At 63.2% G+C, this 22,088-nt stretch carries 19 protein-coding genes and 2 pseudogenes; 3 read left to right on the forward strand and 18 right to left on the reverse strand.

The features are described from left to right. Nucleotides 1-31: 31 nt before the first annotated feature. The 9 genes and pseudogenes from pnp to rimP all read right to left on the reverse strand — a co-directional run bounded on the left by pnp (nt 32) and on the right by rimP (nt 11,329). Nucleotides 32-2,179 (reverse strand): polyribonucleotide nucleotidyltransferase, encoded by a 2,148-nt coding sequence (gene pnp, locus AC0V8S_RS00075; protein ID WP_095198377.1) that lies wholly within the window; start codon nt 2,177-2,179, stop codon nt 32-34. A 408-nt stretch (nt 2,180-2,587) separates the two neighbouring features. Then, on the reverse strand, nt 2,588-2,962 hold the full coding sequence (gene rpsO, locus AC0V8S_RS00080) for a 30S ribosomal protein S15 (protein WP_269465810.1): 375 nt from the start codon (nt 2,960-2,962) through the stop codon (nt 2,588-2,590). Nucleotides 2,963-3,040: 78 nt separating this feature from the next. Continuing rightward, nucleotides 3,041-4,135, reverse strand: a complete 1,095-nt coding sequence (gene corA / locus AC0V8S_RS00085; RefSeq protein WP_475436300.1) for a magnesium/cobalt transporter CorA — start codon at nt 4,133-4,135, stop codon at nt 3,041-3,043. Between the two features lie 44 nt (nt 4,136-4,179). Further along, nucleotides 4,180-5,157 (reverse strand): tRNA pseudouridine(55) synthase TruB, encoded by a 978-nt coding sequence (gene truB, locus AC0V8S_RS00090; RefSeq protein ID WP_475436302.1) that lies wholly within the window; start codon nt 5,155-5,157, stop codon nt 4,180-4,182. Then, nucleotides 5,157-5,597 carry a 30S ribosome-binding factor RbfA gene (rbfA, locus tag AC0V8S_RS00095; RefSeq protein WP_183456066.1) on the reverse strand — a complete coding sequence of 147 codons (441 nt, stop codon included), beginning with the start codon at nt 5,595-5,597 and terminating at the stop codon, nt 5,157-5,159. Before rbfA ends, truB begins: the two co-directional genes overlap by 1 nt. A gap of 172 nt (nt 5,598-5,769) precedes the next feature. Continuing rightward, nucleotides 5,770-8,351, reverse strand: a pseudogene (gene infB, locus AC0V8S_RS00100) (translation initiation factor IF-2). Then, complete coding sequence (locus AC0V8S_RS00105) at nt 8,348-8,998, reverse strand: RNA-binding protein (protein WP_183456062.1); 651 nt, start codon at nt 8,996-8,998, stop codon at nt 8,348-8,350. Before AC0V8S_RS00105 ends, infB begins: the two are co-directional and overlap by 4 nt. A gap of 38 nt (nt 8,999-9,036) precedes the next feature. Next, nucleotides 9,037-10,632 (reverse strand): transcription termination factor NusA, encoded by a 1,596-nt coding sequence (nusA, locus tag AC0V8S_RS00110; protein WP_183456060.1) that lies wholly within the window; start codon nt 10,630-10,632, stop codon nt 9,037-9,039. A 49-nt stretch (nt 10,633-10,681) separates the two neighbouring features. Continuing rightward, nucleotides 10,682-11,329: a ribosome maturation factor RimP gene (gene rimP, locus AC0V8S_RS00115; protein ID WP_183456058.1), complete on the reverse strand. Its 648-nt coding sequence runs from the start codon at nt 11,327-11,329 to the stop codon at nt 10,682-10,684. Nucleotides 11,330-11,550: 221 nt separating this feature from the next. Here rimP and AC0V8S_RS00120 point away from each other — a divergent pair, with 221 nt between their 5' ends. The 3 genes from AC0V8S_RS00120 (at nt 11,551) to AC0V8S_RS00130 (ending at nt 13,125) form a co-directional block, all read left to right on the forward strand. Continuing rightward, nucleotides 11,551-12,222, forward strand: a complete 672-nt coding sequence (locus tag AC0V8S_RS00120) for a helix-turn-helix domain-containing protein (RefSeq protein ID WP_475436306.1) — start codon at nt 11,551-11,553, stop codon at nt 12,220-12,222. Continuing rightward, nucleotides 12,150-12,725 carry a transposase family protein gene (locus AC0V8S_RS00125; RefSeq protein ID WP_475436308.1) on the forward strand — a complete coding sequence of 192 codons (576 nt, stop codon included), beginning with the start codon at nt 12,150-12,152 and terminating at the stop codon, nt 12,723-12,725. The genes AC0V8S_RS00120 and AC0V8S_RS00125 overlap by 73 nt, the downstream gene beginning before the upstream one ends. 235 nt (nt 12,726-12,960) lie before the next feature. Beyond that, nucleotides 12,961-13,125, forward strand: coding sequence for a hypothetical protein (locus tag AC0V8S_RS00130; RefSeq protein ID WP_183456052.1), 165 nt, complete (start codon nt 12,961-12,963; stop codon nt 13,123-13,125). Nucleotides 13,126-13,154: 29 nt separating this feature from the next. Here AC0V8S_RS00130 and trmB read toward each other — a convergent pair whose 3' ends face one another. The 9 genes and pseudogenes from trmB to miaB all read right to left on the reverse strand — a co-directional run bounded on the left by trmB (nt 13,155) and on the right by miaB (nt 22,045). Further along, a complete protein-coding gene (gene trmB / locus AC0V8S_RS00135) occupies nt 13,155-13,853 on the reverse strand; it encodes a tRNA (guanine(46)-N(7))-methyltransferase TrmB (protein ID WP_475438756.1) in 699 nt (232 codons plus the stop codon). A 22-nt stretch (nt 13,854-13,875) separates the two neighbouring features. Next, nucleotides 13,876-15,141 carry a methionine adenosyltransferase gene (gene metK / locus AC0V8S_RS00140; RefSeq protein ID WP_095198385.1) on the reverse strand — a complete coding sequence of 422 codons (1,266 nt, stop codon included), beginning with the start codon at nt 15,139-15,141 and terminating at the stop codon, nt 13,876-13,878. Between the two features lie 168 nt (nt 15,142-15,309). After that, the gene (locus tag AC0V8S_RS00145; protein ID WP_027032979.1) at nt 15,310-15,729 is read right to left on the reverse strand and encodes a helix-turn-helix domain-containing protein; all 420 of its coding nucleotides are present in this window, start codon (nt 15,727-15,729) and stop codon (nt 15,310-15,312) included. A gap of 137 nt (nt 15,730-15,866) precedes the next feature. Next, a pseudogene (lnt, locus tag AC0V8S_RS00150) lies at nt 15,867-17,460 on the reverse strand (apolipoprotein N-acyltransferase). A gap of 97 nt (nt 17,461-17,557) precedes the next feature. Next, entirely contained in the window at nt 17,558-18,028 is a 471-nt protein-coding gene (locus tag AC0V8S_RS00155) for a VOC family protein (protein ID WP_183456046.1), read from the reverse strand. Nucleotides 18,029-18,044: 16 nt separating this feature from the next. After that, on the reverse strand, nt 18,045-19,121 hold the full coding sequence (locus tag AC0V8S_RS00160) for a hemolysin family protein (RefSeq protein WP_095198388.1): 1,077 nt from the start codon (nt 19,119-19,121) through the stop codon (nt 18,045-18,047). A 27-nt stretch (nt 19,122-19,148) separates the two neighbouring features. Next, nucleotides 19,149-19,649 carry an rRNA maturation RNase YbeY gene (ybeY, locus tag AC0V8S_RS00165; RefSeq protein WP_183456044.1) on the reverse strand — a complete coding sequence of 167 codons (501 nt, stop codon included), beginning with the start codon at nt 19,647-19,649 and terminating at the stop codon, nt 19,149-19,151. A gap of 18 nt (nt 19,650-19,667) precedes the next feature. Next, a complete protein-coding gene (locus tag AC0V8S_RS00170; protein WP_023766987.1) occupies nt 19,668-20,660 on the reverse strand; it encodes a PhoH family protein in 993 nt (330 codons plus the stop codon). 83 nt (nt 20,661-20,743) lie between these two features. After that, nucleotides 20,744-22,045 carry a tRNA (N6-isopentenyl adenosine(37)-C2)-methylthiotransferase MiaB gene (miaB, locus tag AC0V8S_RS00175; protein WP_475438757.1) on the reverse strand — a complete coding sequence of 434 codons (1,302 nt, stop codon included), beginning with the start codon at nt 22,043-22,045 and terminating at the stop codon, nt 20,744-20,746. Nucleotides 22,046-22,088: the final 43 nt, after the last annotated feature.

A 22,088-nucleotide genomic window follows, 5' to 3' on the forward strand; every position in this document is an offset into this window, starting at 1 on the left:
CGCGCCCGTTTCGACTTCCGTGTCAGACCACTCAGGCGGCGTCTTCTTCGCCTTCGGCCTTCTTGTCGCGGACGATCTCCTTGCCAGTAGCCTGGTCGACGACCTTCATCGACAGGCGGACCTTGCCGCGCTCGTCGAAGCCCATCAGCTTGACCCAGACCTTGTCGCCTTCCTTGACGACGTCGGAGGTCTTGGCAACGCGCTCATTGGCGAGCTGCGAGATGTGGACGAGGCCGTCGCGGGGACCGAAGAAGTTGACGAAGGCGCCGAAGTCGGCGGTCTTGACGACCGTGCCTTCGTAGATCTCGCCGACTTCCGGCTCGGCGACGATGGTGTGGATCCACTTCTTCGCCGCCTCGATCTCCTTGGCGTTCGAGGAAGCGATCTTGACCGTGCCGTCGTCCTCGATGTTGATCTTGGCGCCGGTCTTCTCGACGATCTCGCGGATGACCTTGCCGCCCGAACCGATGACGTCGCGGATCTTGTCGGTCGGAATGTGCATGACCTCGATGCGCGGCGCGAACTCGCCGAGTTCGGGGCGGGCGCCGGTCAGGGCATGCGCCATTTCGCCGAGGATATGCTGGCGGCCATCCTTAGCCTGGTCCAGCGCGATCTTCATGATCTCCTCGGTGATGCCCTCGATCTTGATGTCCATCTGCAGCGAGGTGATGCCGTTGGCGGTGCCGGCAACCTTGAAGTCCATGTCGCCGAGGTGATCTTCGTCACCCAGGATGTCGGACAGAACCGCGAAGCGCTCGCCTTCCTTGATCAGGCCCATGGCGATACCGGCAACGGGCTTGGCCAGCGGCACGCCGGCATCCATCAGCGCCAGCGAGGTGCCGCAGACAGTGGCCATCGAGGACGAACCGTTGGACTCGGTGATCTCCGAGACGACACGCAGCGTGTAGGGGAACTGGTCAGCGCTCGGCAGCATCGGACGGATGGCGCGCCAGGCGAGCTTGCCGTGGCCGATTTCGCGGCGACCCGGCGAACCCATGCGGCCGGTCTCACCGACGGAGTAGGGAGGGAAGTTGTAGTGAAGGAGGAACTTCTCCTTGTACATGCCGGTCAGCGAATCGACATACTGCTCGTCTTCGCCGGTGCCGAGCGTGGCAACGACCAGCGCCTGGGTCTCGCCGCGGGTGAACAGCGCCGAACCATGGGTGCGCGGCAGGACGCCGACTTCCGAGACGATCTTGCGAACCGTCTTCAGGTCGCGGCCATCGATGCGCGAGCCGGTGTCGAGGATGTTCCAGCGCACGACCTTGGCCTGCAGTTCCTTGAACACCGAACCGATCTGCTCGGAGGTGTACTTGGCGTCTTCGCCTTCGGCCGGAGCATAGGCTGCCTTGACCTTCGCCTTGACGGCGTCGACGGCGGCATAGCGCTTCTGCTTGTCGGTGATCTTGTAGGCTTCACGAAGCTCGTCGCCGACGATCTTCAGCATCTCTGCTTCAAGCGCGGAATAGTCCGGCGCGGTGAAGTCGCGTGGCTCCTTGGCGGCAACTTCGGCCAGCTTGATGATGGCGTCGATGACCGGCTGGAAGCCCCTGTGTCCGAACATGACAGCACCGAGCATCAGCTCTTCGCCAAGTTCCTTGGCTTCCGACTCAACCATCAGCACGGCGTCGGCGGTGCCGGCGACGACGAGGTCGAGCTTGGACTCCTGCATCTCGTCGATGTGCGGGTTGAGAACGTATTCGCCGTTGATGTAGCCGACGCGCGCGCCGCCGACCGGACCCATGAACGGAACGCCCGACAGCGTCAGCGCGGCGGAGGTGGCGACGATCGACAGGATGTCCGGATCATTCTCAAGGTCATGCTGGACAACGGTGACGACGATCTGGGTGTCGTTCTTGTAGCCGTCGGCGAAGAGCGGACGGATCGGGCGGTCGATGAGGCGCGAAACCAGCGTTTCCTTTTCGCTCGGACGGCCTTCCCGCTTGAAGTAGCCGCCCGGGATCTTGCCGGCGGCATAGGTCTTTTCCTGGTAGTTGACGGTCAGCGGAAAGAAATCGAGGCCGGGCTTGGGCTCCTTCATCGAAACGACGGTGGCCAGAACCTTGGTCTCGCCGTAGGTGGCGAGCACCGCGCCGTCAGCCTGACGCGCGATCTTGCCGGTTTCGAGGATGAGCGGGCGGCCGCCCCATTCGATTTCCACTTTGTGCTGATTGAACATGTCTTGTCCTTTATATGAGGAAGGGCCGCGCCGTTTCAGCGTGCGCGGGTGCCCTTTCCTCTGGCTTCCTTTCTCGGGCAGCCACGGGCAAGACAACGGGAGGCTCGGGTTTCATCGGCACGGTGGCCATACGAGCGTCCTGCAATCCTGCCCCATGACCGTCCATGGGTGGCTTCGAGTGGCCCTCTGCACGCTCTAAGCCGGATATGGCCAATCGATCGATCGGCCTGCGCATGACACCGAAACCCACGGCTTGCGGAACGCGTCATACGCAAATTCACTTTTTGGAGCGTCCGTCCGGCATCCGGATGGGTGCGCGGCGCTCCACTCCTGCATTCGAGATCGGATTGGTCCGGGGCTCAAATGCGCGACCGGCGGACTCCTTAAGAGAGCCCGCCGGTCAATTCGTCAACGGCGCAGACCGAGCTTCTCGATCAGTGTCTGATAGCGCGCGTCGTCCTTGCGCTTGAGATAATCAAGCAGGCTGCGGCGCTGGGACACGAGAGCGAGCAGACCACGGCGGGAATGGTTATCCTTCTTGTGGTCCTTGAAATGGTCGGTCAGGTTCTTGATGCGCTCGGAAAGGATGGCCACCTGGACTTCCGGAGACCCGGTATCGCCCTTGGCGGTCGCGAATTCACCCATCAATTCCTTTTTGCGCTCGGCAGTAATCGACATCGTGTTTTTCCTTATCTGTTTGAGGAAACGGGTCGCCCTCAGCCGGGATGTCGTCCAGCAGGGGCCGGTGCAAGCAAAGCGTCGTGGCGCTATGCTGCGGCGCATATAGTGCAATTCCCGGGAAAACACCAGCCCAATTCACAAAGCCGGCTTTTCAGCCCGAAATGGCCAGTTTTACCGGCGTTAGAGCCATTTCTTCCATTTGAAGAAGGCAATCAAGCCGATCGCGACAACAGCCATGAACAGGAGCGATGCGGGATAACCGTAGTAGGCCCGCAGCTCCGGCATGTTCCATGGCGAGGCGTCGGGACTGAAATTCATGCCCCAGACACCGACCAGGAAGGTGAGCGGCATGAAGATGACCGAGACGATGGTGAGATAGCTGATGACGTCGTTGGTTCGCGCCTGGCTCAGCGACAGATGCATCTCGATCAGGCCGGTCAGCATGTCGCGCTGGGTCTCGACCAGTTCGATCAGCCGCAGCGTGTGGTCGAGCGTGTCGTTGAGGAAGATTTTGGTCTCGGCCTTTACATAGGGCACATCGTTGCGGATCAGCGTCGCCACGGCATCGCGCATCGGCCACAGCACGCCCTTCAGCACATTGGCGTCGCGCCGCAATTCGTGCAGTTGCCGCATCTGATGCTTGTGCGTTGAATGCAGCATCTCGTCCTCGATACCGTCGACCAGGTCGCCTGCCGCTTCGATCGGCGGAAAATAGCTGTCGACGATGGCATCGATCAGCGCGTAGGCGAGATAGTCGGCGCCGCGGGCCCGCAACCGGTTGGGCGCGGAACTCTCGATGCGTTTACGCACCGGGTCGAAGGGATCGCCCTCGCGCTCCTGGAAAGTGACGACGAAATTCTTGCCGAAGAACACGGCGATCTGCTCGTAGCGATGGGCTGTAATGTCGTCGATCATGCGCACGACGACGAAGGCGTGATCCTCGAAGAAATCGACCTTGGGCCGCTGGCCGGTGTTGACGACATCTTCCAGGGCCAGCGGATGCAGGTTGAAGATCCGGCCGATCTCCTCGATCAGCTGGATGTTGGCGAGCCCGGTGCAGTCCAGCCAGACGACCGGCCATTTGTCGCAATGGGTATTGAGATCGTCGATGCTGGCATTGTCGATGGTCTTGAATTTTTCGGGCGAAATCAGCGTCAGCCTGAGCTCGCTGCGCCGCGCCGCCGGGTCGGCGATCAGCGTGCCCGGCGAGGCGCCGACCGGTGGCCGCCGCGTCTTCACCGGCGTCCGCTTTTTCACCGCCTCGGCCTTTGCCATGTGCCCCTCGAGTGTAACGTCCAGCTGAAATTAGGCGAGAGCCGTCACCCGGCAAAGACCCGCTTGGGCTTGAACATGCCTTGTTCGATCGCACCGATGGCTACCAGCTTGCCGCGGGCCGTGGCACAGGCTTCTTCCGCCTCGACAGGCGCATCGCGGCCACGAATGATGACCGGATTGCCGAGGCGGATCTTTGTAGCCGCATCATCGCTGATGGCGATCTGCGGCAGGCAGTCGAGAGCCGCCGAGGTATCGACCAGAAGCGCGTCGATCGCGCCGAAGTCTACCGGCACGTCAATCGCTTCGGCGTCGTCGGCAGGCTCCGGCTTGGCCTCATCTTGCGTGCCGAAGCGTGCCGCCTCGAGTTCGGCGATGGTGACGAAATCCTCAGGCGTGAACGGCTCGACCTCGACCCGGCGCAATTCGCTGATATGACCGAAGCAGCCGAGGTCGCGGCCCATGTCGCGGGCCAGCGAGCGCACATAGGTGCCCTTGCCGCATTCGATCTCGAAAATGGTGTGGTCGGCGTGGTGCTCGATGACATCCAAGCGCCCGATCTCGATCTCGCGCGCGGGAATGTCGACCGTCTCGCCTTCGCGGGCGAGGTCGTAGGCGCGTTCGCCCGCAATCTTGATGGCCGAGAATTGCGGCGGCGTCTGCATGATGACGCCGGTGTATTTCGGCAGCAGCGCCTTGACCTCGGCTTCCGCCGGGCGGAGGTCGGAGCTCTTGGTCACCGGCCCTTCAAGATCGTCGGTGGAGCGCTCCTGCCCCCAGGCAACGGTGAAGCGATAGATCTTGGCGCCATCCTGCACATAGGGAACGGTCTTGGTGGCTTCACCGAGCGCGATCGGCAGCATGCCGGAAGCCAGCGGATCGAGCGTGCCGGCATGGCCGGCCTTTTCCGCCTGGAACAGCCATTTGATCTTGGACACGGCCTCGGTCGAGCCCATGCCGACCGGCTTGTCCAGCACCACCCAGCCGGAAACCGGCCGGCCCTTCTTCTTGCCGCGGCGTCCCATTATTCGCTGTCCTTGTCGTCTTTGGCCCTGTCGTCTACGGCCTTGTCGTCGTCCGCATCGAGATCGCGTGCCACTTCGGGCGACTTCAGCAGATCGTTGATCCTGGCGAAATTGTCGAAGGAGGTGTCGAGCTTGAAGCGGAACTCCGGCATGAACTTCATCTGCCGCAGAGCGCCAGAGACGCGGCCACGGACGAATTTCGCATGCTTGTTCAACGCCTCGACAACCGCGTCGGTGTCCTTGGCGCCCAGCGGCGAGACGAAAGCGGTGGCAACCCTCAGGTCGGGCGACATGCGTACTTCCGAGACCGACACAACAGTATTTTCGATCAGCGGATCGATGATCTCGCCGCGCTGCAAGGTTTCGGAGAGCGCGTGGCGCACCTGTTCGGCAACGCGCAGCATACGCTGGGACGGGCTGGATGTGGTTGGACGGGGCATTGTTCTCAATCCTGAAAGCGTGAGGCGCGGGATGGGACCGTGCCGCATGTCTCACATGTCAACGCATCGGCCCGAAATCGAATTCGGTTTCGAAAGCACGATGCGTAATTTCACAATAAACTCCAGGCGGCGGTCTTTCGACCACCGCCTGGCATGGACAGGTCACGCGAACTCAGAGTGTCCGGGTCACCATCTCGACGCGGAAGCACTCGATGATGTCGCCGACGCGCATGTCCTCGTAGTTCTGGAAGGCCATGCCGCACTCCTGGCCGCCGGGACTTCCGAAACCTCGTCCTTGAAGCGCTTCAGCGTCTTCAGCGTGCCTTCGTGGATGACGACGTTGTCGCGGATCAGGCGCACGCCTGCACCACGCTCGACCTTGCCTTCGGTGACACGGCAGCCGGCGATCTTGCCGACCTTGGTGATGTCGAATATCTCGAGGATCTCGGCGTTGCCGATGAAGGTCTCGCGACGCTCCGGCGACAGCAGGCCCGACAGAGCCGCTTTCACATCATCCACGAGGTTATAGATGATCGAGTAATAGCGGATCTCGATGCCCGCGGCCGCAGCCGCGGCACGTGCCTGCACGTTGGCACGGACGTTGAAGCCGATGATCGCCGCACCAGACGTTTCCGCCAGCGAGACGTCGCTTTCGGTGATGGCGCCGGCGCCGGCGTGAACGATGCGCGCACGCACCTCGTCGGTGCCGAGCTTGTCGAGTGCGGCGTTGATCGCCTCGATCGAACCCTGCACGTCGCCCTTGATGACCAGCGGGAATTCCTTCAACCCGCTCGTCTGCAACTGCGACATCATCTGTTCGAGCGAGCCACGCTGGCCGGCATGCTTGGCCACCGCCTTCTCGCGCGCCAGACGCTGGCGGTATTCGGTGATCTCGCGGGCGCGGGCCTCGTTGTTGACCACGGCGAAACGGTCGCCAGCCTGCGGGGTTCCCTGAAGGCCGAGCACCTCGACCGGCATTGCCGGCGGCGCTTCCTTGATCTGCTCGCCGCGATCGTTGACCAGCGCGCGCACCCGACCCCATTCGTTGCCGGCGACAAGAATGTCGCCCGGCATCAGCGTGCCGGTCTGCACCAGCACGGTTGCGACGGGACCGCGGCCCTTGTCGAGCTGCGCCTCGATGACGACGCCTTCGGCGGTACGGTCCGGATTGGCCTTCAGGTCGAGGATTTCGGCCTGCAGCAGGATAGCCTCGAGCAGCTTGTCGAGATTGGTGCCCTTGGTCGCCGACACTTCGACGTCCAGCACTTCACCGCCCATCGATTCGACGAAGACCTCATGGCGCAGCAGTTCGGAGCGCACCTTCTGCGGATCGGCATCATGCTTGTCGATCTTGTTGATCGCCACGATGATCGGAACGCCGGCCGCCTTGGCGTGGCTGATCGATTCGATCGTCTGCGGCATGACGCTGTCATCGGCCGCCACCACCAGAATGGCGATGTCGGTGGCTTGGGCGCCGCGGGCGCGCATCGCCGTGAAGGCGGCGTGGCCGGGCGTGTCGATGAAGGTGATCTTCTGGCCGTTTTTCTCGACCTGATAGGCACCGATATGCTGGGTGATGCCGCCGGCCTCGCCGGAGACGACATTGGCATTGCGGATGGCATCGAGCAGCGAGGTCTTGCCGTGGTCGACGTGGCCCATGATGGTGACGACCGGCGGACGCGACACCAGGTCCTCGGCATTGTCGGCGATGTTGAACAGGCCTTCCTCGATGTCGGACTCGGCGACGCGGCGGACCGTGTGGCCGAATTCCGTGGCGACCAGCTCGGCCGTGTCGGCGTCGATGACGTCGCCCGGCTTCAGGATCTGGCCCTGCTTCATGAAGAACTTGACCACATCGACCGCACGTTCGGACATGCGCTGCGCCAGTTCCTGGATGGTGATGGTCTCGGGCAGGATCACTTCGCGCATGACTTTCTCGCGCGGCTCATTGTGCATAGCGCGCTTGAACTTCTCCTGGCGGCGACGCATCGACGACAGCGAACGGGCCCGCGCATCCTCGTCGGAAAGCGCGGAATTCAGCGTCAGCTTGCCACGGCGGCGGTCTTCTTCGCCCTTGGTCGGCTTGGCCGGACGCGCCACTTCGGGCGTGACCAGGCGGCGCACCGGTGCACCGGCGCCGGTCCGCTTCGGCTTGACCTCTTCTTCTTCGTCCGCGGTTGCCAGCTCGGCGGCCAGCGGCGCACGACGGCGTGCCTCTTCCTCGGCGCGACGGCGCGATTCGGCCTCGGCCTGCAACCGTGCCTCTTCCTCGGCCTGGCGGCGCGCGGATTCTTCGCGCTCACGCTTGCGGCGCTCTTCGTCCTCGGCCCGGCGCTTGGCCTCTTCGGCGGCGCGCTGACGGTCTTCGACCTCGCGGACCTTCGAGCCCTCGAGCGCCCTGCGGCGGGCTTCCATTTCGCTGCGCGACAGCTCGTTCAGCACCATGCCGCTGCGCTCGACCGGAGCCGGCGGGGGAGGCGGAGGCGGCGCCTTGGGCGCTTCCTGCACGACAGGTGCCGCGGCAACCGGCGGCTTCGGCGTGAAGACGGGCACAGGGGTAGCGGCCACCGGCTCCGGCTTGTCGCCGGGCAGGGAGAATTTGCGCTTCTTGGTCTCGACCACGACCGACTTGGTACGGCCATGCGAGAAGTTCTGGCGCACGGTGCCCTGTTCCATGCCGGGGCGCTTCAGCGTCAAGGTCTTCTTCGGTGTAACACTCAACGTCTTGTCGTCGCCCGATTTCGTATCGCTCATTCCATATCCTCTGCGGGCTCATCTTCGTCAGCAACGGCCGCAAGCATTGCCAGATCGTCCGGGGTACCGCCCCGATATCGGTCGAGCGCAACCATGCGCTTCTGGACCGCCTTACCCGCGTCTCCCGCGAGGACGGCAGCATGTATCACATTTGTGCCCCCCAATGCCAAGCTCAACTCGGCCTCGGAGAAAAGTTTGTAGGCAAGGATGGAAGGGCCGCCAATATGGACGGTCGCCCGCCGCGCCTGGCTGATCTTGCGCACGCCATCGTCCGACGCTTCGGCCGCGTGAAGCACGAAAAGCGCCAGCCCGCTGCGCACGGCACTCTCAACCTTGGTGGCACCAAGAGAAATTGCGCCTGCCTTGCGAGCGAGACCCAGCATGCCCAGAGCGGATCTGGAGAGCAGCCCGTCGACCATGCCGCCAAGATCCGGCGGCACGACCACCTGTGCCTTGAAGGCGCGGGCAAAAAGGTTCTTGGCCGCCGCCTTGTCGATATGTAGGCGATCGGCACTCACCCAGCAACCGCGGCCGGGCAGATTTCTCTTGAGATCGGGAACGACGGCCGAATCCGGGCCGACGACGAACCGGATCAGTTCATCCGGTTCGGCCTGCTTGCGGGTAACGATGCAGGTGCGATCGTTCATCTCGTCCAAGGGCGGGTTGTGTGCGATGCGGTTTCACCTCACGCACCAACGGCTTCGTCAGCCGATACTTCTTCGGCCGCAAGCTCGTCCTCGGAAATCCAGCCGGCCTTGAGACGGGCGTTGAGCACCATCTGTTCGGCGTCGGCGCGCGAAACCCCATGATTGGCCAGCACGCCCGGATAGACCTTGGTCTCGCCGTCCTTGCGTTCCTTCCAGCCGGTCAGGTCGTCGGCGGCGTAGCCGGCGAAATCCTCGATCGTCTTCACGCCGTCCTCGCCGAGCGTCACCATCATGGCGGTGGTGATGCCGGGGATTTCGCGCAGTTCGTCCTTGACGCCCAGCGCCTTGCGCTTGTCGTCGTGCTCGGCCTCGATCTTTTCGAGATATTCGCGGGCACGGGTCTGGATTTCGGAAGCGGTGTCTTCGTCAAAGCCGTCGATCGAGGCGATCTCGCCGGCGTCGACATAGGCGACTTCCTCGACGCTGGTGAAGCCTTCGGAGGCCAGCACCTGGCCGACCATCTCGTCGACGTCGAGGGCTTCCATGAACAGCGCCGAGCGCTCGACGAATTCCTTCTGGCGGCGCTCGGATTCCTCGGCCTCGGTCAGGATGTCGATATCCCAGCCGGTGAGCTGCGAGGCGAGACGCACATTCTGGCCGCGGCGGCCGATGGCCAGCGACAGCTGATCGTCGGGAACCACCACTTCGATGCGCTCGGCGTCTTCGTCGAGCACGACCTTGGCGACTTCCGCCGGCTGCAGCGCATTGACGATGAAGGAGGCGGCCGAGGGCGACCACGGAATGATGTCGATCTTCTCGCCCTGCAATTCGCCGACGACGGCCTGGACGCGGCTGCCGCGCATACCGACGCAGGCTCCGACCGGATCGATCGAGGAATCACGCGAGATGACGGCGATCTTGGCGCGCGAACCCGGGTCGCGGGCGACCGACTTGATCTCGATGATGCCGTCATAGATCTCCGGCACTTCCATGGTGAAGAGTTTGGCCATGAACTGCGGATGGGTGCGCGACAGGAAGATCTGCGGGCCGCGCTGCTCGCGGCGCACGTCGTAGACATAGGCGCGGACGCGGTCGCCATACTTGTAGTTCTCGCGCGGGATCAGCTCGTCGCGGCGGATAATGGCCTCGCCACGGCCGAGATCGACGATGACATTGCCATATTCGACGCGCTTGACGGTGCCGTTGACGATCTCGCCGATGCGGTCCTTGTATTCGTCATACTGACGGTCACGTTCGGCCTCGCGCACCTTCTGCACGATGACCTGCTTGGCCGACTGGGCGGCGATGCGGCCGAAATCCATCGGCGGCAGCTGTTCGGCGATAAAGTCGCCGAGCTGGGCGTCGGGATTGCGCTCGCGGGCCGAGGAAATGGCGATCTGCGTGGCATAGTCGTCGACTTTTTCGACCACTTCCATCAGCCGCTGCAGCTTCATCTCGCCGGTGTTGGGGTTGATGTCGGCGCGGATGTTGGTTTCCTGGCCATAACGCGAGCGCGCCGCCTTCTGGATCGCATCGGCCATGGCGGCGATGACGATCGACTTGTCGATGGACTTTTCACGCGCGACCGCGTCGGCAATCTGCAGCAGTTCAAGTCTGTTGGCGCTTACAACCATGATTTTTCTCCCGAGCCTGTTTGCCGGACCTTTGCGCCCGGCAGCTCAATCAAATTTCCTGTTCGTGTTCTTCCGTGGCGTCCGCTTCCGCACCCTCGGGCACGTCGTCATCCGGCTCGCCGCGACGTTTCTTGGCTTCCTTGCGCGCCCTGTTGTCCTTCGACAACGCATCGCGGATGAGGTCGTCGGTCAGGATCAGCCGGGTTTCGGCAATCGCGTCGTAGGGCACGCGCACCGTCGGCTCCTCGCCATAGGCCGCCTTGTCGCGCTCGATCAGCACATCGTTCTCACCGGCTTCGGCGATCTTGCCCTTGAAGCGCTTGCGATCGGCGACGATGACTGATGTTTCCATCTTCACCAGATGACCGGTCCAGGTCACGAAATCCGATTTGCGCACCAACGGCCGGTCGATGCCGGGCGAAGAGACTTCGAGATGATACGCCTTTTCGATCGGATCATCGACATCGAGCGCCGGCGACACCGCGCGGCTGACCTCTTCGCAATCCTCGACGGTCATGGTGCCGTCCTCGCGCTCGGCCATGATCTGCAGCGTCAGCCCGTTCTGGCCGGACAGATGCACGCGCACGAGGCGAAAGCCGATGCCGCGCAGCACCGGCTGGACGATCAGCGCAATGCGCGCATCGATACCGCTTTCGCGGATGATGCGGTCGTCACCTTCGCTTGCCGTTGCAGTCATCAATTGCCTGTCGTTCGTTTCGACCCTATCGGCAGGTAATAAAAGAGCGGGACCGGGTGGACCCACTCTTCGTCATACCGACCAAGAATTTGAGGATGATATAAACGAACATGGCCGGTGTTTCAAGCCCGCCGTGGCGAGCTGTCGTAAGCAGATGAGTTGTCCGGATTAGGTAGCACATGAGTTGTCCGGTTTTATTGTCAGCCCGCTGGAGGCTGAGGATGAGACGGACGGCATGGCTACAGGGCCGGAGAATGCAGAAGTTTCGGGACGTTTTGAGCCGTTGGAATGGCGGCGATCTTTCGATGCTGGAGGCTGGTGAGTTGTTGGGGATGTCGGAGCGGCAATTCCGGCGTTACCGCGACCGCTATGAAGAGGCTGGGGAAGCTGGGTTGCTCGATCGACGGTTAGGCAAGCTTTCGACCCGTCGGGTGCCTGCGGAAGCGATCGAGGAGATGCTGGAGCTTTATCGTCATCGCTACCTTGGCTGGAATGTGAAGCATTTCCACGAGCACCTGCTGCGCGATCACAACTTCAGCTGGGGCTATACCTTCATCAAGACGCAGCTTCACGCGGCAGGCTTGGTTGAACGGGCCAAGCGGCGCGGTGCTCACCGGCGCAAGCGCGAAAGGAAGCCGTGCGAGGGGATGATGCTGCATCAGGATGGCAGCCGGCATGCCTGGTTGGACAGCCAGCCTATGCTCGACCTGATCGTGACGATGGACGACGCGACGAGCACGATCTATTCGGCCTTCCTGATTGGGAGGAAGGCACGGCGTCGAGCTTTCAGGGACTTCTGGAGACCTTTGTCGCCAAGGGATTGCCGTCAAGCCTCTACACCGATCGTGGCAGCCATTATTTCGTCACGCTCAAGGCCGGCGAGAGCCGGCTGACCCAAGTCGGACGGGCGCTGCGGCATCTGGGCATCGAGCATATCCCGGCCTATTCGCCCGAAGCCAGGGGGCGCTCCGAGCGGATGTTCGCGACCTTGCAGGATCGGTTGCCCAAGGAACTGGCCCTGGCCGGCATTGCGGATATCCAGGTCGCCAACCGCTTCATCGCACAGACCTATCTGCCGGCTCACAATGCCCGCTTCGCCAGGCCGGCCGCGGTTGAAGACAGCGCCTTTGTTGCCGTCGACCCGCAGCAACTGTCCCAGATCCTGTGCATCGAGGAGGAGCGCGTCGTTGCCCGCGACAACACGGTCGCCTTCGCGCGACTGCGATTGCAGCTGCCGCACAGCCCGATCCGACATCACTTCGTCAAAGCCACGGTCAAGATCAGGCACTATCCGGATGGGACGCTTGCGGTCTTCCATGGGCCGCGCCGCATTGCTCGATACACGCCGGACGGCACCGTAATCGAAGAAACTTGCCGCATCAGGCAAGCCGCGTGAACCGCTTCGACGCAAAACAGAAGCGGACAAATAATGTGCTACCAAAACCGGACAACTTGATTAGCTACCGACAGCCCGCCGTGGCGAGCCGGCAAAAGCCCTGACAGCTTCAGCATTGCTCCAGGCGCATGGCCCCCATGCGGCAATCCCCCTGTGAGAGCCGGCAGGGCGCTCTTATTTGTTAGCCACGACACGAACAGAAGCAGCGCGCGGTGGCGCGCGAAAGGACAAAATCATGAGCAACCGCAGACTATTTTCCGCCCTGGGCGATCTCTTCACCACATTTGGCAGTGCCGTCGCCGCGTCGCGCGCCGTGGAAGCCGGCCGCAAGCCGCGCGCTGACGATTTGCAAAAGCTTGGCATGGACCCGGCCATCTTCAACAGGATCGGCCGTTTCTGAAAATTTCGCGAGGGTCGCCGTGAGGCCGCCTATTTCCTGACAAAGGTCAGATAGGCAGGCCGCCGGCCCTCGCGAATGGCCTTGGCCTCGTAACGCGTGCCCGGCCAGCCCTCATAGGGACGGTGCCAGTCGGCAGCTTCGGCTGCCTGCCATGCAAAAGCGCCATGCGCCCGGCAATGCAGCAAGGTCCAGTTCACATAGGTGTCGATATCGGACGCGAAGCGGAATTTTGAACCCGGCTTCAGGACGCGCGCGAAACGCTCGAGATTGACCGGACTGACGAAGCGCCGCTTCCAGTGCTTCTTCGGCCAGGGGTCGGGATAGAGAAGATCGATGCCGTCGAGCGAGGCCGGCGGCAGCCAGTCGAGCAGCCGGGTGGCGTCGTCGTCATGGACCCTGAGATTGGCCAGCGGCCTTGCCTGCACCGCCATCATCATCTTGGCCATGCCGTTGACGAAGGGCTCGACGCCGATGAAGCCGGTCGTCGGCGCCTCGATGGCGCGGTGCAAAAGATGCTCGCCGCCGCCAAAGCCGATCTCGAGCCGGACAGTCGAAACCTCAGCCTTAAACAAAGTGCGCAAATCCGACGGCGCCTCAGCAGTCAGATCAAGCCGATAGGCGTCAAGCCCGCTTTCCAGGGCCGCCGCCTGCTGCGGGCGAACCGGCTTGCCGCGCCGACGACCGAAGAAAGCTTCGGTCGCACGGCTTGGCCTGTCTTGCGGGCTCATCTGGTTGCAGGTCTGTCGCGGCTCAGGCCGCGACAGCATCCTTGAGCGCCTTGGCGAGATCGGTCTTTTCCCAGGAGAAAGACCCGTCACGGCCGGCCTTGCGGCCGAAATGGCCGTAAGACGACGTCTTGGCGTAGATCGGCTTGTTGAGGTCGAGATGACGGCGGATGCCCGACGGCGACAGGTCCATCACGGTGCGCAGCGCGTCCTCGAGCTTGGCCTCGTCGACCTTGCCGGTGCCGTGCAGGTCGACATAGACCGACAGGGGCTGTGCAACGCCGATGGCGTAGGAAAGCTGGATGGTGCAGCGGTCGGCAAGCTTCGCCGCCACGACGTTCTTGGCAAGGTAGCGCGCCGCGTAGGCGGCTGAACGGTCGACCTTGGTGGTGTCCTTGCCGGAGAAGGCGCCGCCACCATGCGGTGCCGCGCCACCATAGGTGTCGACGATGATCTTGCGGCCGGTGAGGCCGGCGTCACCGTCCGGGCCGCCGATGACGAACTTGCCGGTCGGGTTGATGTACCACATGCAATCGTCGGCGATCTTGAGATCACCAAGCGCCTCGCGGATGTAGGGTTCCACGACCTTGCGGACCTTCTTGGAGTCCCAGGTCGCGTCGAGATGCTGGGTCGACAGCACGATCTGCGTTGCCTCGGCGGCCTTGCCGTCGATGTAGCGCACAGTAACCTGGCTCTTGGCGTCCGGGCCGAGCTTGCCGGCCTCGCCGTTGTTTTCGTGACGGGCGGCGGCCAGAAGTTCAAGGATCTTGTGGCTGTAGTAGATCGGCGCCGGCATCAGGTCCGGCGTCTCGCGGCAGGCATAGCCGAACATGATGCCCTGGTCGCCGGCCCCTTCCTCGCCCTGGCGGTCGGCGGCGTTGTCGACGCCCTGGCCGATGTCTGGCGACTGGCCGTGCAGGAGAACCTCTATCTTGGCCGTCTTCCAGTGGAAGCCGGCCTGCTCGTAGCCGATCTCGCGGATCGCCTTGCGGGCGACGGATTTGAACTTCGCCGGGTTTACGACAGGGTGGCCGGCGGCATCCTTGAGAATATTGCCGGCCTTGTCCTTTTTCAGCAGCGTCTCGGGGACGCGCACTTCGCCGGCGATGACGACGCGGTTGGTGGTCGCCAGCGTCTCGCAGGCGACACGGACTTTCCATGGGTCCATGCCGGTCTTCTTGGCTTCACGGTAGACCAGATCGACAATCTCGTCGGAGATCCGGTCACAGACTTTGTCGGGATGGCCCTCGGCAACGGATTCCGAGGTAAAGAAGTAGTTCTGCCGCGTCACGGGTGTCCCCTCTTGAAAAACGATCGGCAGGCTGCCGATTTTGGCGCGCCACGTGTTAGCGGGGCAAAGCGGCGCTCGTCAAGCGTTGCCGCCATTCTGGCACGACTGTCGATGTCGATATCTTGTGCCACCGGCGGCGACTGCCGCCGGTTCGAGGCGCATCGAGGGTCAGTCGAGATCGTCCGCGGCGAGCGACTTCACCAGGTCGATGATCCTGCGGCGTACCTTGACGTCGGCGATCTTGACGAAGGCCCGGTTGAGCTGAAGGCCTTCGGGACTGCCGCAGAATTCGACGGCGAAAGCCATCGACGCATCTTCGGAAAAGCCACGACCGGCCACCGCTTCCTGGCCCGGCGCATCCTCGAAGAAGAAGGCGACGGGCACGCCGAGTATGGAGGCAATCGCCTGCAGCCGGCTGGCGCCGACGCGGTTGGTGCCCTTTTCATATTTCTGGATTTGTTGAAATGTGATGCCGAGATTCTCGCCCAGCTTTTCCTGGCTCATTCCGAGCATGTTGCGGCGAAGCCGAACGCGGCTTCCAACGTGGATGTCGATGGGATTCGGTTTCTTCTTGTTTTCTTCTGTCATTTTTTCCTCGCCGAATTTTTTCGGCTTTGTGATTTTTTTCCCGCCCAAAAAAAGCCGGGGCAACTGCCCCAACAGAACGATCCACCGGCTTCGAGAAATTTCAGGCGATACAGTATGAGTTTCTAATGTGTCGACTGTCAATTCACCCGTAGCCGTTGCCTTACGTTCAACAGCGCTCCCACCAGCGCAAACAGCAACATGATCAGCATTCCGTTAATGCGCCGCTGGCCCGAGGAAACGACCGCCTGTTCGGAAATCGGCACCTTCACATCGATGGCTCCGCGCGCGTCGATCGCCAACGCATCGACGATGCGTCCATGTGGATCGACGACGGCCGAGATGCCGTTGTTGGCAGCACGCAGCAAGGGCAATCCGTTCTCCACCGCGCGAATCTGGGCCTGCCTGAAAATGCTGGTACGGTCCCGGCGTGTCCCCGAACCACGCATCATTGGTAACGTTCACAATAAGCTGTGCTGACGTAGCGTCAACTGCCACAAGATCGGGAAAGATCACCTCGTAACAGATAAATGGCAGGGCACGGATGCCGCCCGGCAGCGTGATCGCGTGGCGCTCGTTGCCGGCGGCGAACGTCACCGGCCCGGCGACAAGCTGTGCTATGCCGAAACGGTTGAACAGGTCGGCGAAAGGCAGATATTCGCCGAACGGCACCAGATGGACCTTGTCGACGGCGTCGGCGATTTCGCCCTTGTCGTTGATCGCCACCACGGAATTGTAATAGCGGCTGTCGGTGCTGGCCGCCGAGCCGCCTTCCTCGCGAACGACGCCGGCGATCAGCATCTGGCCATCGGCCAGCATGTCGCCCAGCGCCGTCAACGCGTCCGGGCGCTCGGTGAAAAGGAAGGGTACCGAGGTTTCCGGCCAGAGAATGAGTTGCGGCTTGCCGTGACCGGGGTCCGGCGCCTTGGCGGACAGGCCGAGCAAGGTGGCGAAGATGCGGTCGCGCACCGAAGCGTCCCATTTTTCGCTGAGGTCGACGGCCGGCTGGACGATGCGGACATCCAGGCTGCGCTCCGCCGGCTTTTCAGGCGCGGCAAGCCTGACATAGCCGAAACCGACATGGACAGATGCGAGCAGGACGAACAATGCGGCGCCCAGGCGAAGATGCCGGCGCGCCGCCAGCAGCGCCGGCAGCGAAAAAACGAACACCGCAAGCACGTTCATGCCGATCATGCCGGTCACCGAGACGCTCTGCATGAGAAGAGGCACCGGCATTGCCGCATAGCCGATGGCATTCCAGGGAAAACCGGTGAACAGGGAGCCGCGCAGCCACTCCGTCAGCCCGAAGCCGAAGGCAAGGGCGGCGATGCGGCCGATATCGCTGCTCCACAGGAGCCGGGCGACCATCGTTGCGAAGCCGTAGAAAAAGGCGAGCGCGAAGGGAATGCCGACCACGGCGAAGGGCAGCGCCCAGGCAAAGTCATCGGCCTCGACCAGCAACGCCGAGCCGATCCACCAGAGACCGGCGAGAAAATAGCCGAAGCCGAACCACCAGCCGACGGCGAAGGCCGGCCGCAAGCGCCGGAGCAGGCTGCCGGAGGCTTCGCCGGTCGCGCCGTCGAGCAGCCAGACCAGCAGCGGAAACGAGATGAAGCAGGCAGCGAAGAAATCGTAGGGTGCCTGGCCAAGGACCGCCAGCGCCCCGGCCAGAAAGGCCACGAGCGCCCGCCGCCAACCCCAAAGCAGAATTATCCGGCCGGCCAGGCGCTCCATGCATACTTCCGAGTCGCGCGAATCAGGACGCAAGATTTATCAGGCCGCGGCCCGCGCTCCAAACGCCGGGCTGTTAGCGTCGATGACCCGTCGCGCGCTACCGGTGCCAGCCGTCAATGCGCAGACCGCTCAACCGCTCAGCCTCTTCGCGGGACACAGAACGGATGGGCTGCGCGAAGGTCCAGACATGACCCTCGGGATCGCCAGCCCGATACTGGCGTTCGCCGTAGAACTGGTCTGCAGGTTCCTGGATTATCTCAGCGCCGGCCGCCCGCGCCTGCTCGCAATGCGCGTCCAGGCCGTCCTTCAGCCTGACATAGACCGACTGCGTGTTCTTGCCTGAGACCGACGCCGGGCTCGCGACATAGTCTCTCCATTCGGAATCGACGATGATATAGCAATCGCCGAAGCGCATCTCGGCGTGGACGAGCTTTCCGTCGGCGTCGCTCACCACCATGCTGCGCTCGAAGCCGAAAGCCGCTTCGAGCCAAGCCAGCGCGGCACGAGGGTCCCTGTAGAAGACACCGGACCCCAGGCTCGCGTGCTGGAACGGATCGTCGATCGTCATCGGGCGAGCTGAAAACTCACGCCTGTTCGGTGCGGGCCGTGGCACGCCGGCGGCGCTCGCCCTTCTGGCTCTGCACGATGCGCACGCGCTTGACGCGGCGCGGATCGGCATCGAGCACATGGAACTCGAAGCCCGGAATGGCCTGCACCACCTCGCCCCGCGCCGGCACGCGGCCAAGCGTGTTGAAGATCATGCCGCCGATAGTGTCGACATATTCGCCATGTTCGCCGGCGGCGAAATCCTCGCCGATCATCTTGGCGACCTCGTCGATCTCGGCCTTGCCGTCGACGATGAAGACGCCGTCACCGGCTTGGGTGATCATCGGCTCGTCGTCGTCATGCTCGTCCTCGATATCGCCGACGACCATTTCGACAATGTCCTCGAGCGAGACAAGCCCGTCCGTGCCGCCATACTCGTCGATGACCAGCGCCATCTGCGTACGCGTCGTCTGCATGCGGCCCATCAGGTCGGAAGCAAGCATCGAGGGCGGCACGAACAGCACCTGGCGGATCAGATTGAGCTCGCCGATGGTGCGTGCAAGGTCGACCTGGGCGAGATCGAGTTGCGTGGCGGCAGGGGTTTTCCTGGTCGTGCGGCCCTTCTTGACGCGCGCAAGCTTGGTGATGTGGGCCAGCACGTCACGGATATGGACCATGCCGCGCGGGTCGTCGAGCGTCTCGGAATAGACCGGCATGCGGGAATGGCCGGACTGTTCGAAGGTACCCAGGAGGTCGCCGAGCGTCGTGGTGATCTCGACCGCCTCGATATCGGCGCGCGGCACCATGACGTCCTCGACGCGCACCTCGCGCAGCCGCAATATGTTGTTGAGCATGGCCCGCTCGCCAGGCGAGAAGGCGCCGGCGTCGCTCGCCGTCTCGGCCAGCGCGCCGGCGATTTCCTCACGCAGGCTGGTGCCGTTGCGTTGCCGAAACAGGCCCAAAACACGGTCGAACAGGGAAGGTCCGGCAGGCGAAGGCTCGCTGGCAACGCTGCCGGTACCAGTACTCGGACTTGATCCCTCTTCCGACGTGTCGGAAGCCTTGGGCGCACTGCCGGCGTCGGGGCGGGCGGCAGTCTCTGGTTTGTCGTTCATCGTCGTCCGGTCAATTGTCAGATGTAGTTACGCGTAGGGATCGGGAATGGCAAGCCTTGCGAGCGCTGCGCGTTCGATGGCCTCCATCTCCTCGGCCTCGGTATCGGTCTCGTGATCATAGCCCAGCAAATGCAGCAGGCCGTGGATGACGAGATGGGTGATATGGTTCTGCACGGGCTTGTCTTCTAGTGCCGCTTCGCGTGAAACCGTCTCGGCGGCGAGCACGATATCGCCCAGCATGGGCGGCAGCGGGCCGCCTTCCACAAACGGAAAAGCCGGGAAAGACAAGACGTTGGTGGGTTTGTCCTTGCCGCGCCAGCTGGCGTTGAGGGTCCGGATATGGGCATCGTCGGAAAAAACGACGCTGAGTTCGGAACGGCCCGTCACGCCGGTCCCGGCAAAAGCAGCGTCAACCGCGCGATCGACCAGCCGCGTCAGGCTTGCCTCATCTGGCCAATCGCCCGCTTCGATCGATATATCGATGTCGACGGGAGGATCCCCGTCGCCGGATATTTTGTCCTCAGGCATGAAGCCGCATCGCCGAGATCAATTTTCGGCACCCAGGCCGCGCGCCAGCTTGGCGTCACGGTCATAGGCCCTGACGATTTCCGCCACCAGCGGATGGCGAACGACGTCGATATCGTTGAAGCGCACGGTGACCGCGCCGGCCACGCCGTCGAGGACACGCAAGGCTTCGACCAGGCCCGATTTGGTGCTCGGAGGCAGGTCGATCTGCGTCGGATCGCCGGTGACGATCATGCGCGAGTTCTCACCAAGACGCGTCAGGAACATCTTCATCTGCATCGGCGTGGTGTTCTGCGCCTCGTCGAGGATGACCGCGGCATGCGCCAGCGTGCGGCCGCGCATGAAGGCGAGCGGCGCGATTTCGATCACTTCGGCGGCAATGGCGCGCTCGACCTTGTCGGCGGGCATCATGTCGTAGAGCGCGTCGTAGAGCGGCCGCAGATAGGGATCGACCTTCTCCTTCATGTCGCCAGGCAGGAAGCCCAGTCGCTCGCCGGCCTCGACGGCCGGCCGAGACAGGATGATGCGCTCGACCATGCCGCGCTCGAGCAGCATCGCCGCATGCGCCACCGCCAGATAGGTCTTGCCGGTACCGGCCGGGCCGATGCCGAACACCAGCTCCGACCGCTCCAGCGCCCGCATATAGGCATCCTGGTTCAGCGAACGGGCATAGATCGTCTTCTTGCGGGTGGCGATCTGGGCGGCGGAGACCTTACCCTTGCGCTCCAGCGTCGGCAGCGTCAGCTGATCGTCGGCGGCGACCGCCATGCGCACAGCGCCATCGACGTCGGACTGGCCGATATCGACGCCCTTCTGCAGAATCCCGTAGAGATTGTCCAAGGCGCGGCGCGCCTGTTCGGCGGCAGAAGCCGACCCCTTGATGGTCAGCTGGTTGCCGCGCGAGCGGATGTCGACGCCGAGCTTCTGCTCGAGCCGGGCGAGGTTCTCGTCGAACTGACCGTAAAGGGCGCTGGCAAGCTTGTTGTTGTCGAAAGTCAGAACGATGTGCGCCATGTCAGAAGCCCCAGATGCCGGTACCGGGGGCAGGTTCTTCAGCTCTGCTGCGCTCAACCGTCTCTCCTCATCTGCCGAGACCATCAGGCCAATTCGGCGAACAGGCTATTGTAGCCCGTCTTCGTGATTCGCACTTGGATAATGTCACCGATTTCGCCGGCCTTTTCATCAACAATAACCGGCTGCAGCCAAGGTGAGCGGCCGACCTTCTGACCGGCCTGGCGACCGGGCTTCTCGATCAGCGTGTCGATGGTGCTGCCGACCAGGCTCGAACCGAAGTCCTGCTGCTGTTTCAACAGCAGCGCCTGCAGGCGCTGTAAGCGCTCGTCCTTGACCGTTTCGGGCACATGATCGGGCATCTCGGCCCCCGGCGTGCCGGGGCGCGGCGAGTATTTGAACGAAAAGGCCGAGGCGTAGTTCACCTGGCGCACCAGTTCCATGGTCGCCTCGAAATCGGCCTCCGTCTCGCCGGGGAAGCCGACGATAAAATCACCGGACAGCGCGATATCGGGACGGGCAGCGCGGATGCGGTCGAGCAGCGCCAGATAATCCCGGGCCGTATGCCGGCGGTTCATCGCTTTGAGGATACGGTCGGACCCGGATTGCACCGGCAGATGCAGATAGGGCATCAGCGACGGCAGGTCGCGGTGGGCAGCGATCAGCTCATCGTCCATGTCGCGCGGGTGGCTGGTGGTGTAGCGCAGCCGCGCCAGTCCGGGAATTTCGGCCAGCCGGAACAGCAGGCGGCCAAGGCCCCATTCCTCGCCGTTCCCGCCCTGGCCATGCCAGGCATTGACGTTCTGGCCAAGCAGCGTCACCTCGCGCACGCCGGCTTCGGCCAGGCGCTCGGCTTCAGCGACGATCTGCGACACCGGCCGCGACACTTCCGAGCCTCGGGTATAGGGCACGACACAGAAGGTGCAGAACTTGTCGCAGCCTTCCTGCACGGTGAGGAAGGCTGTGACGCCGCGCTTGATCACCTCGGCGCGCTTAGGCTGCGGCAGATGGTCGAATTTGTCTTCGATGGCGTAGTCGGTCTCGACGATCTTCTCGCCGCCGCGCACTCGCGCCAGCACGTCGGGCAGACGGTGATAGGTCTGCGGCCCGATGACCAGGTCGACGGCGGGCGAGCGCCTGATGATCTCCGCACCCTCGGCCTGCGCCACGCAGCCGGCGACACCGATCAGCATTTCCCGGCCGGCACTAGCGCGTTCCGCCTTCATATCGCGGATGCGGCCGAGCTCGGAATAGACCTTTTCCGCCGCTTTCTCCCTGATGTGGCAGGTGTTGAGCAGCACAAGGTCGGCCTCGTCGATGGCATCGGTCGCGGTATAGCCGTCGGCGGCCAGCGCATCGCCCATGCGCTGTGAATCATAGACGTTCATCTGGCAGCCATGGGTCTTGATGAAGACCTTCTTCGCTGCCGTG

The organism is Mesorhizobium oxytropidicola, from assembly GCF_056174625.1.

Excerpts from the sequence above, each read along its gene's own strand:
- pnp (WP_095198377.1), bottom strand. The coding sequence starts at position 2,179 with ATGTTCAATCAGCACAAAGTGGAAATCGAATGGGGCGGCCGCCCGCTC.
- rpsO (WP_269465810.1), bottom strand. The coding sequence starts at position 2,962 with ATGCGCCGCAGCATAGCGCCACGACGCTTTGCTTGCACCGGCCCCTGC.
- corA (WP_475436300.1), bottom strand. The coding sequence starts at position 4,135 with ATGGCAAAGGCCGAGGCGGTGAAAAAGCGGACGCCGGTGAAGACGCGG.
- truB (WP_475436302.1), bottom strand. The coding sequence starts at position 5,157 with ATGGGACGCCGCGGCAAGAAGAAGGGCCGGCCGGTTTCCGGCTGGGTG.
- rbfA (WP_183456066.1), bottom strand. The coding sequence starts at position 5,597 with ATGCCCCGTCCAACCACATCCAGCCCGTCCCAGCGTATGCTGCGCGTT.
- AC0V8S_RS00105 (WP_183456062.1), bottom strand. The coding sequence starts at position 8,998 with ATGAACGATCGCACCTGCATCGTTACCCGCAAGCAGGCCGAACCGGAT.
- nusA (WP_183456060.1), bottom strand. The coding sequence starts at position 10,632 with ATGGTTGTAAGCGCCAACAGACTTGAACTGCTGCAGATTGCCGACGCG.
- rimP (WP_183456058.1), bottom strand. The coding sequence starts at position 11,329 with ATGACTGCAACGGCAAGCGAAGGTGACGACCGCATCATCCGCGAAAGC.
- AC0V8S_RS00120 (WP_475436306.1), top strand. The coding sequence starts at position 11,551 with ATGAGACGGACGGCATGGCTACAGGGCCGGAGAATGCAGAAGTTTCGG.
- AC0V8S_RS00130 (WP_183456052.1), top strand. The coding sequence starts at position 12,961 with ATGAGCAACCGCAGACTATTTTCCGCCCTGGGCGATCTCTTCACCACA.
- trmB (WP_475438756.1), bottom strand. The coding sequence starts at position 13,853 with ATGAGCCCGCAAGACAGGCCAAGCCGTGCGACCGAAGCTTTCTTCGGT.
- AC0V8S_RS00145 (WP_027032979.1), bottom strand. The coding sequence starts at position 15,729 with ATGACAGAAGAAAACAAGAAGAAACCGAATCCCATCGACATCCACGTT.
- AC0V8S_RS00155 (WP_183456046.1), bottom strand. The coding sequence starts at position 18,028 with ATGACGATCGACGATCCGTTCCAGCACGCGAGCCTGGGGTCCGGTGTC.
- AC0V8S_RS00160 (WP_095198388.1), bottom strand. The coding sequence starts at position 19,121 with ATGAACGACAAACCAGAGACTGCCGCCCGCCCCGACGCCGGCAGTGCG.
- ybeY (WP_183456044.1), bottom strand. The coding sequence starts at position 19,649 with ATGCCTGAGGACAAAATATCCGGCGACGGGGATCCTCCCGTCGACATC.
- AC0V8S_RS00170 (WP_023766987.1), bottom strand. The coding sequence starts at position 20,660 with ATGGCGCACATCGTTCTGACTTTCGACAACAACAAGCTTGCCAGCGCC.
- miaB (WP_475438757.1), bottom strand. The coding sequence starts at position 22,045 with ATGAACGTCTATGATTCACAGCGCATGGGCGATGCGCTGGCCGCCGAC.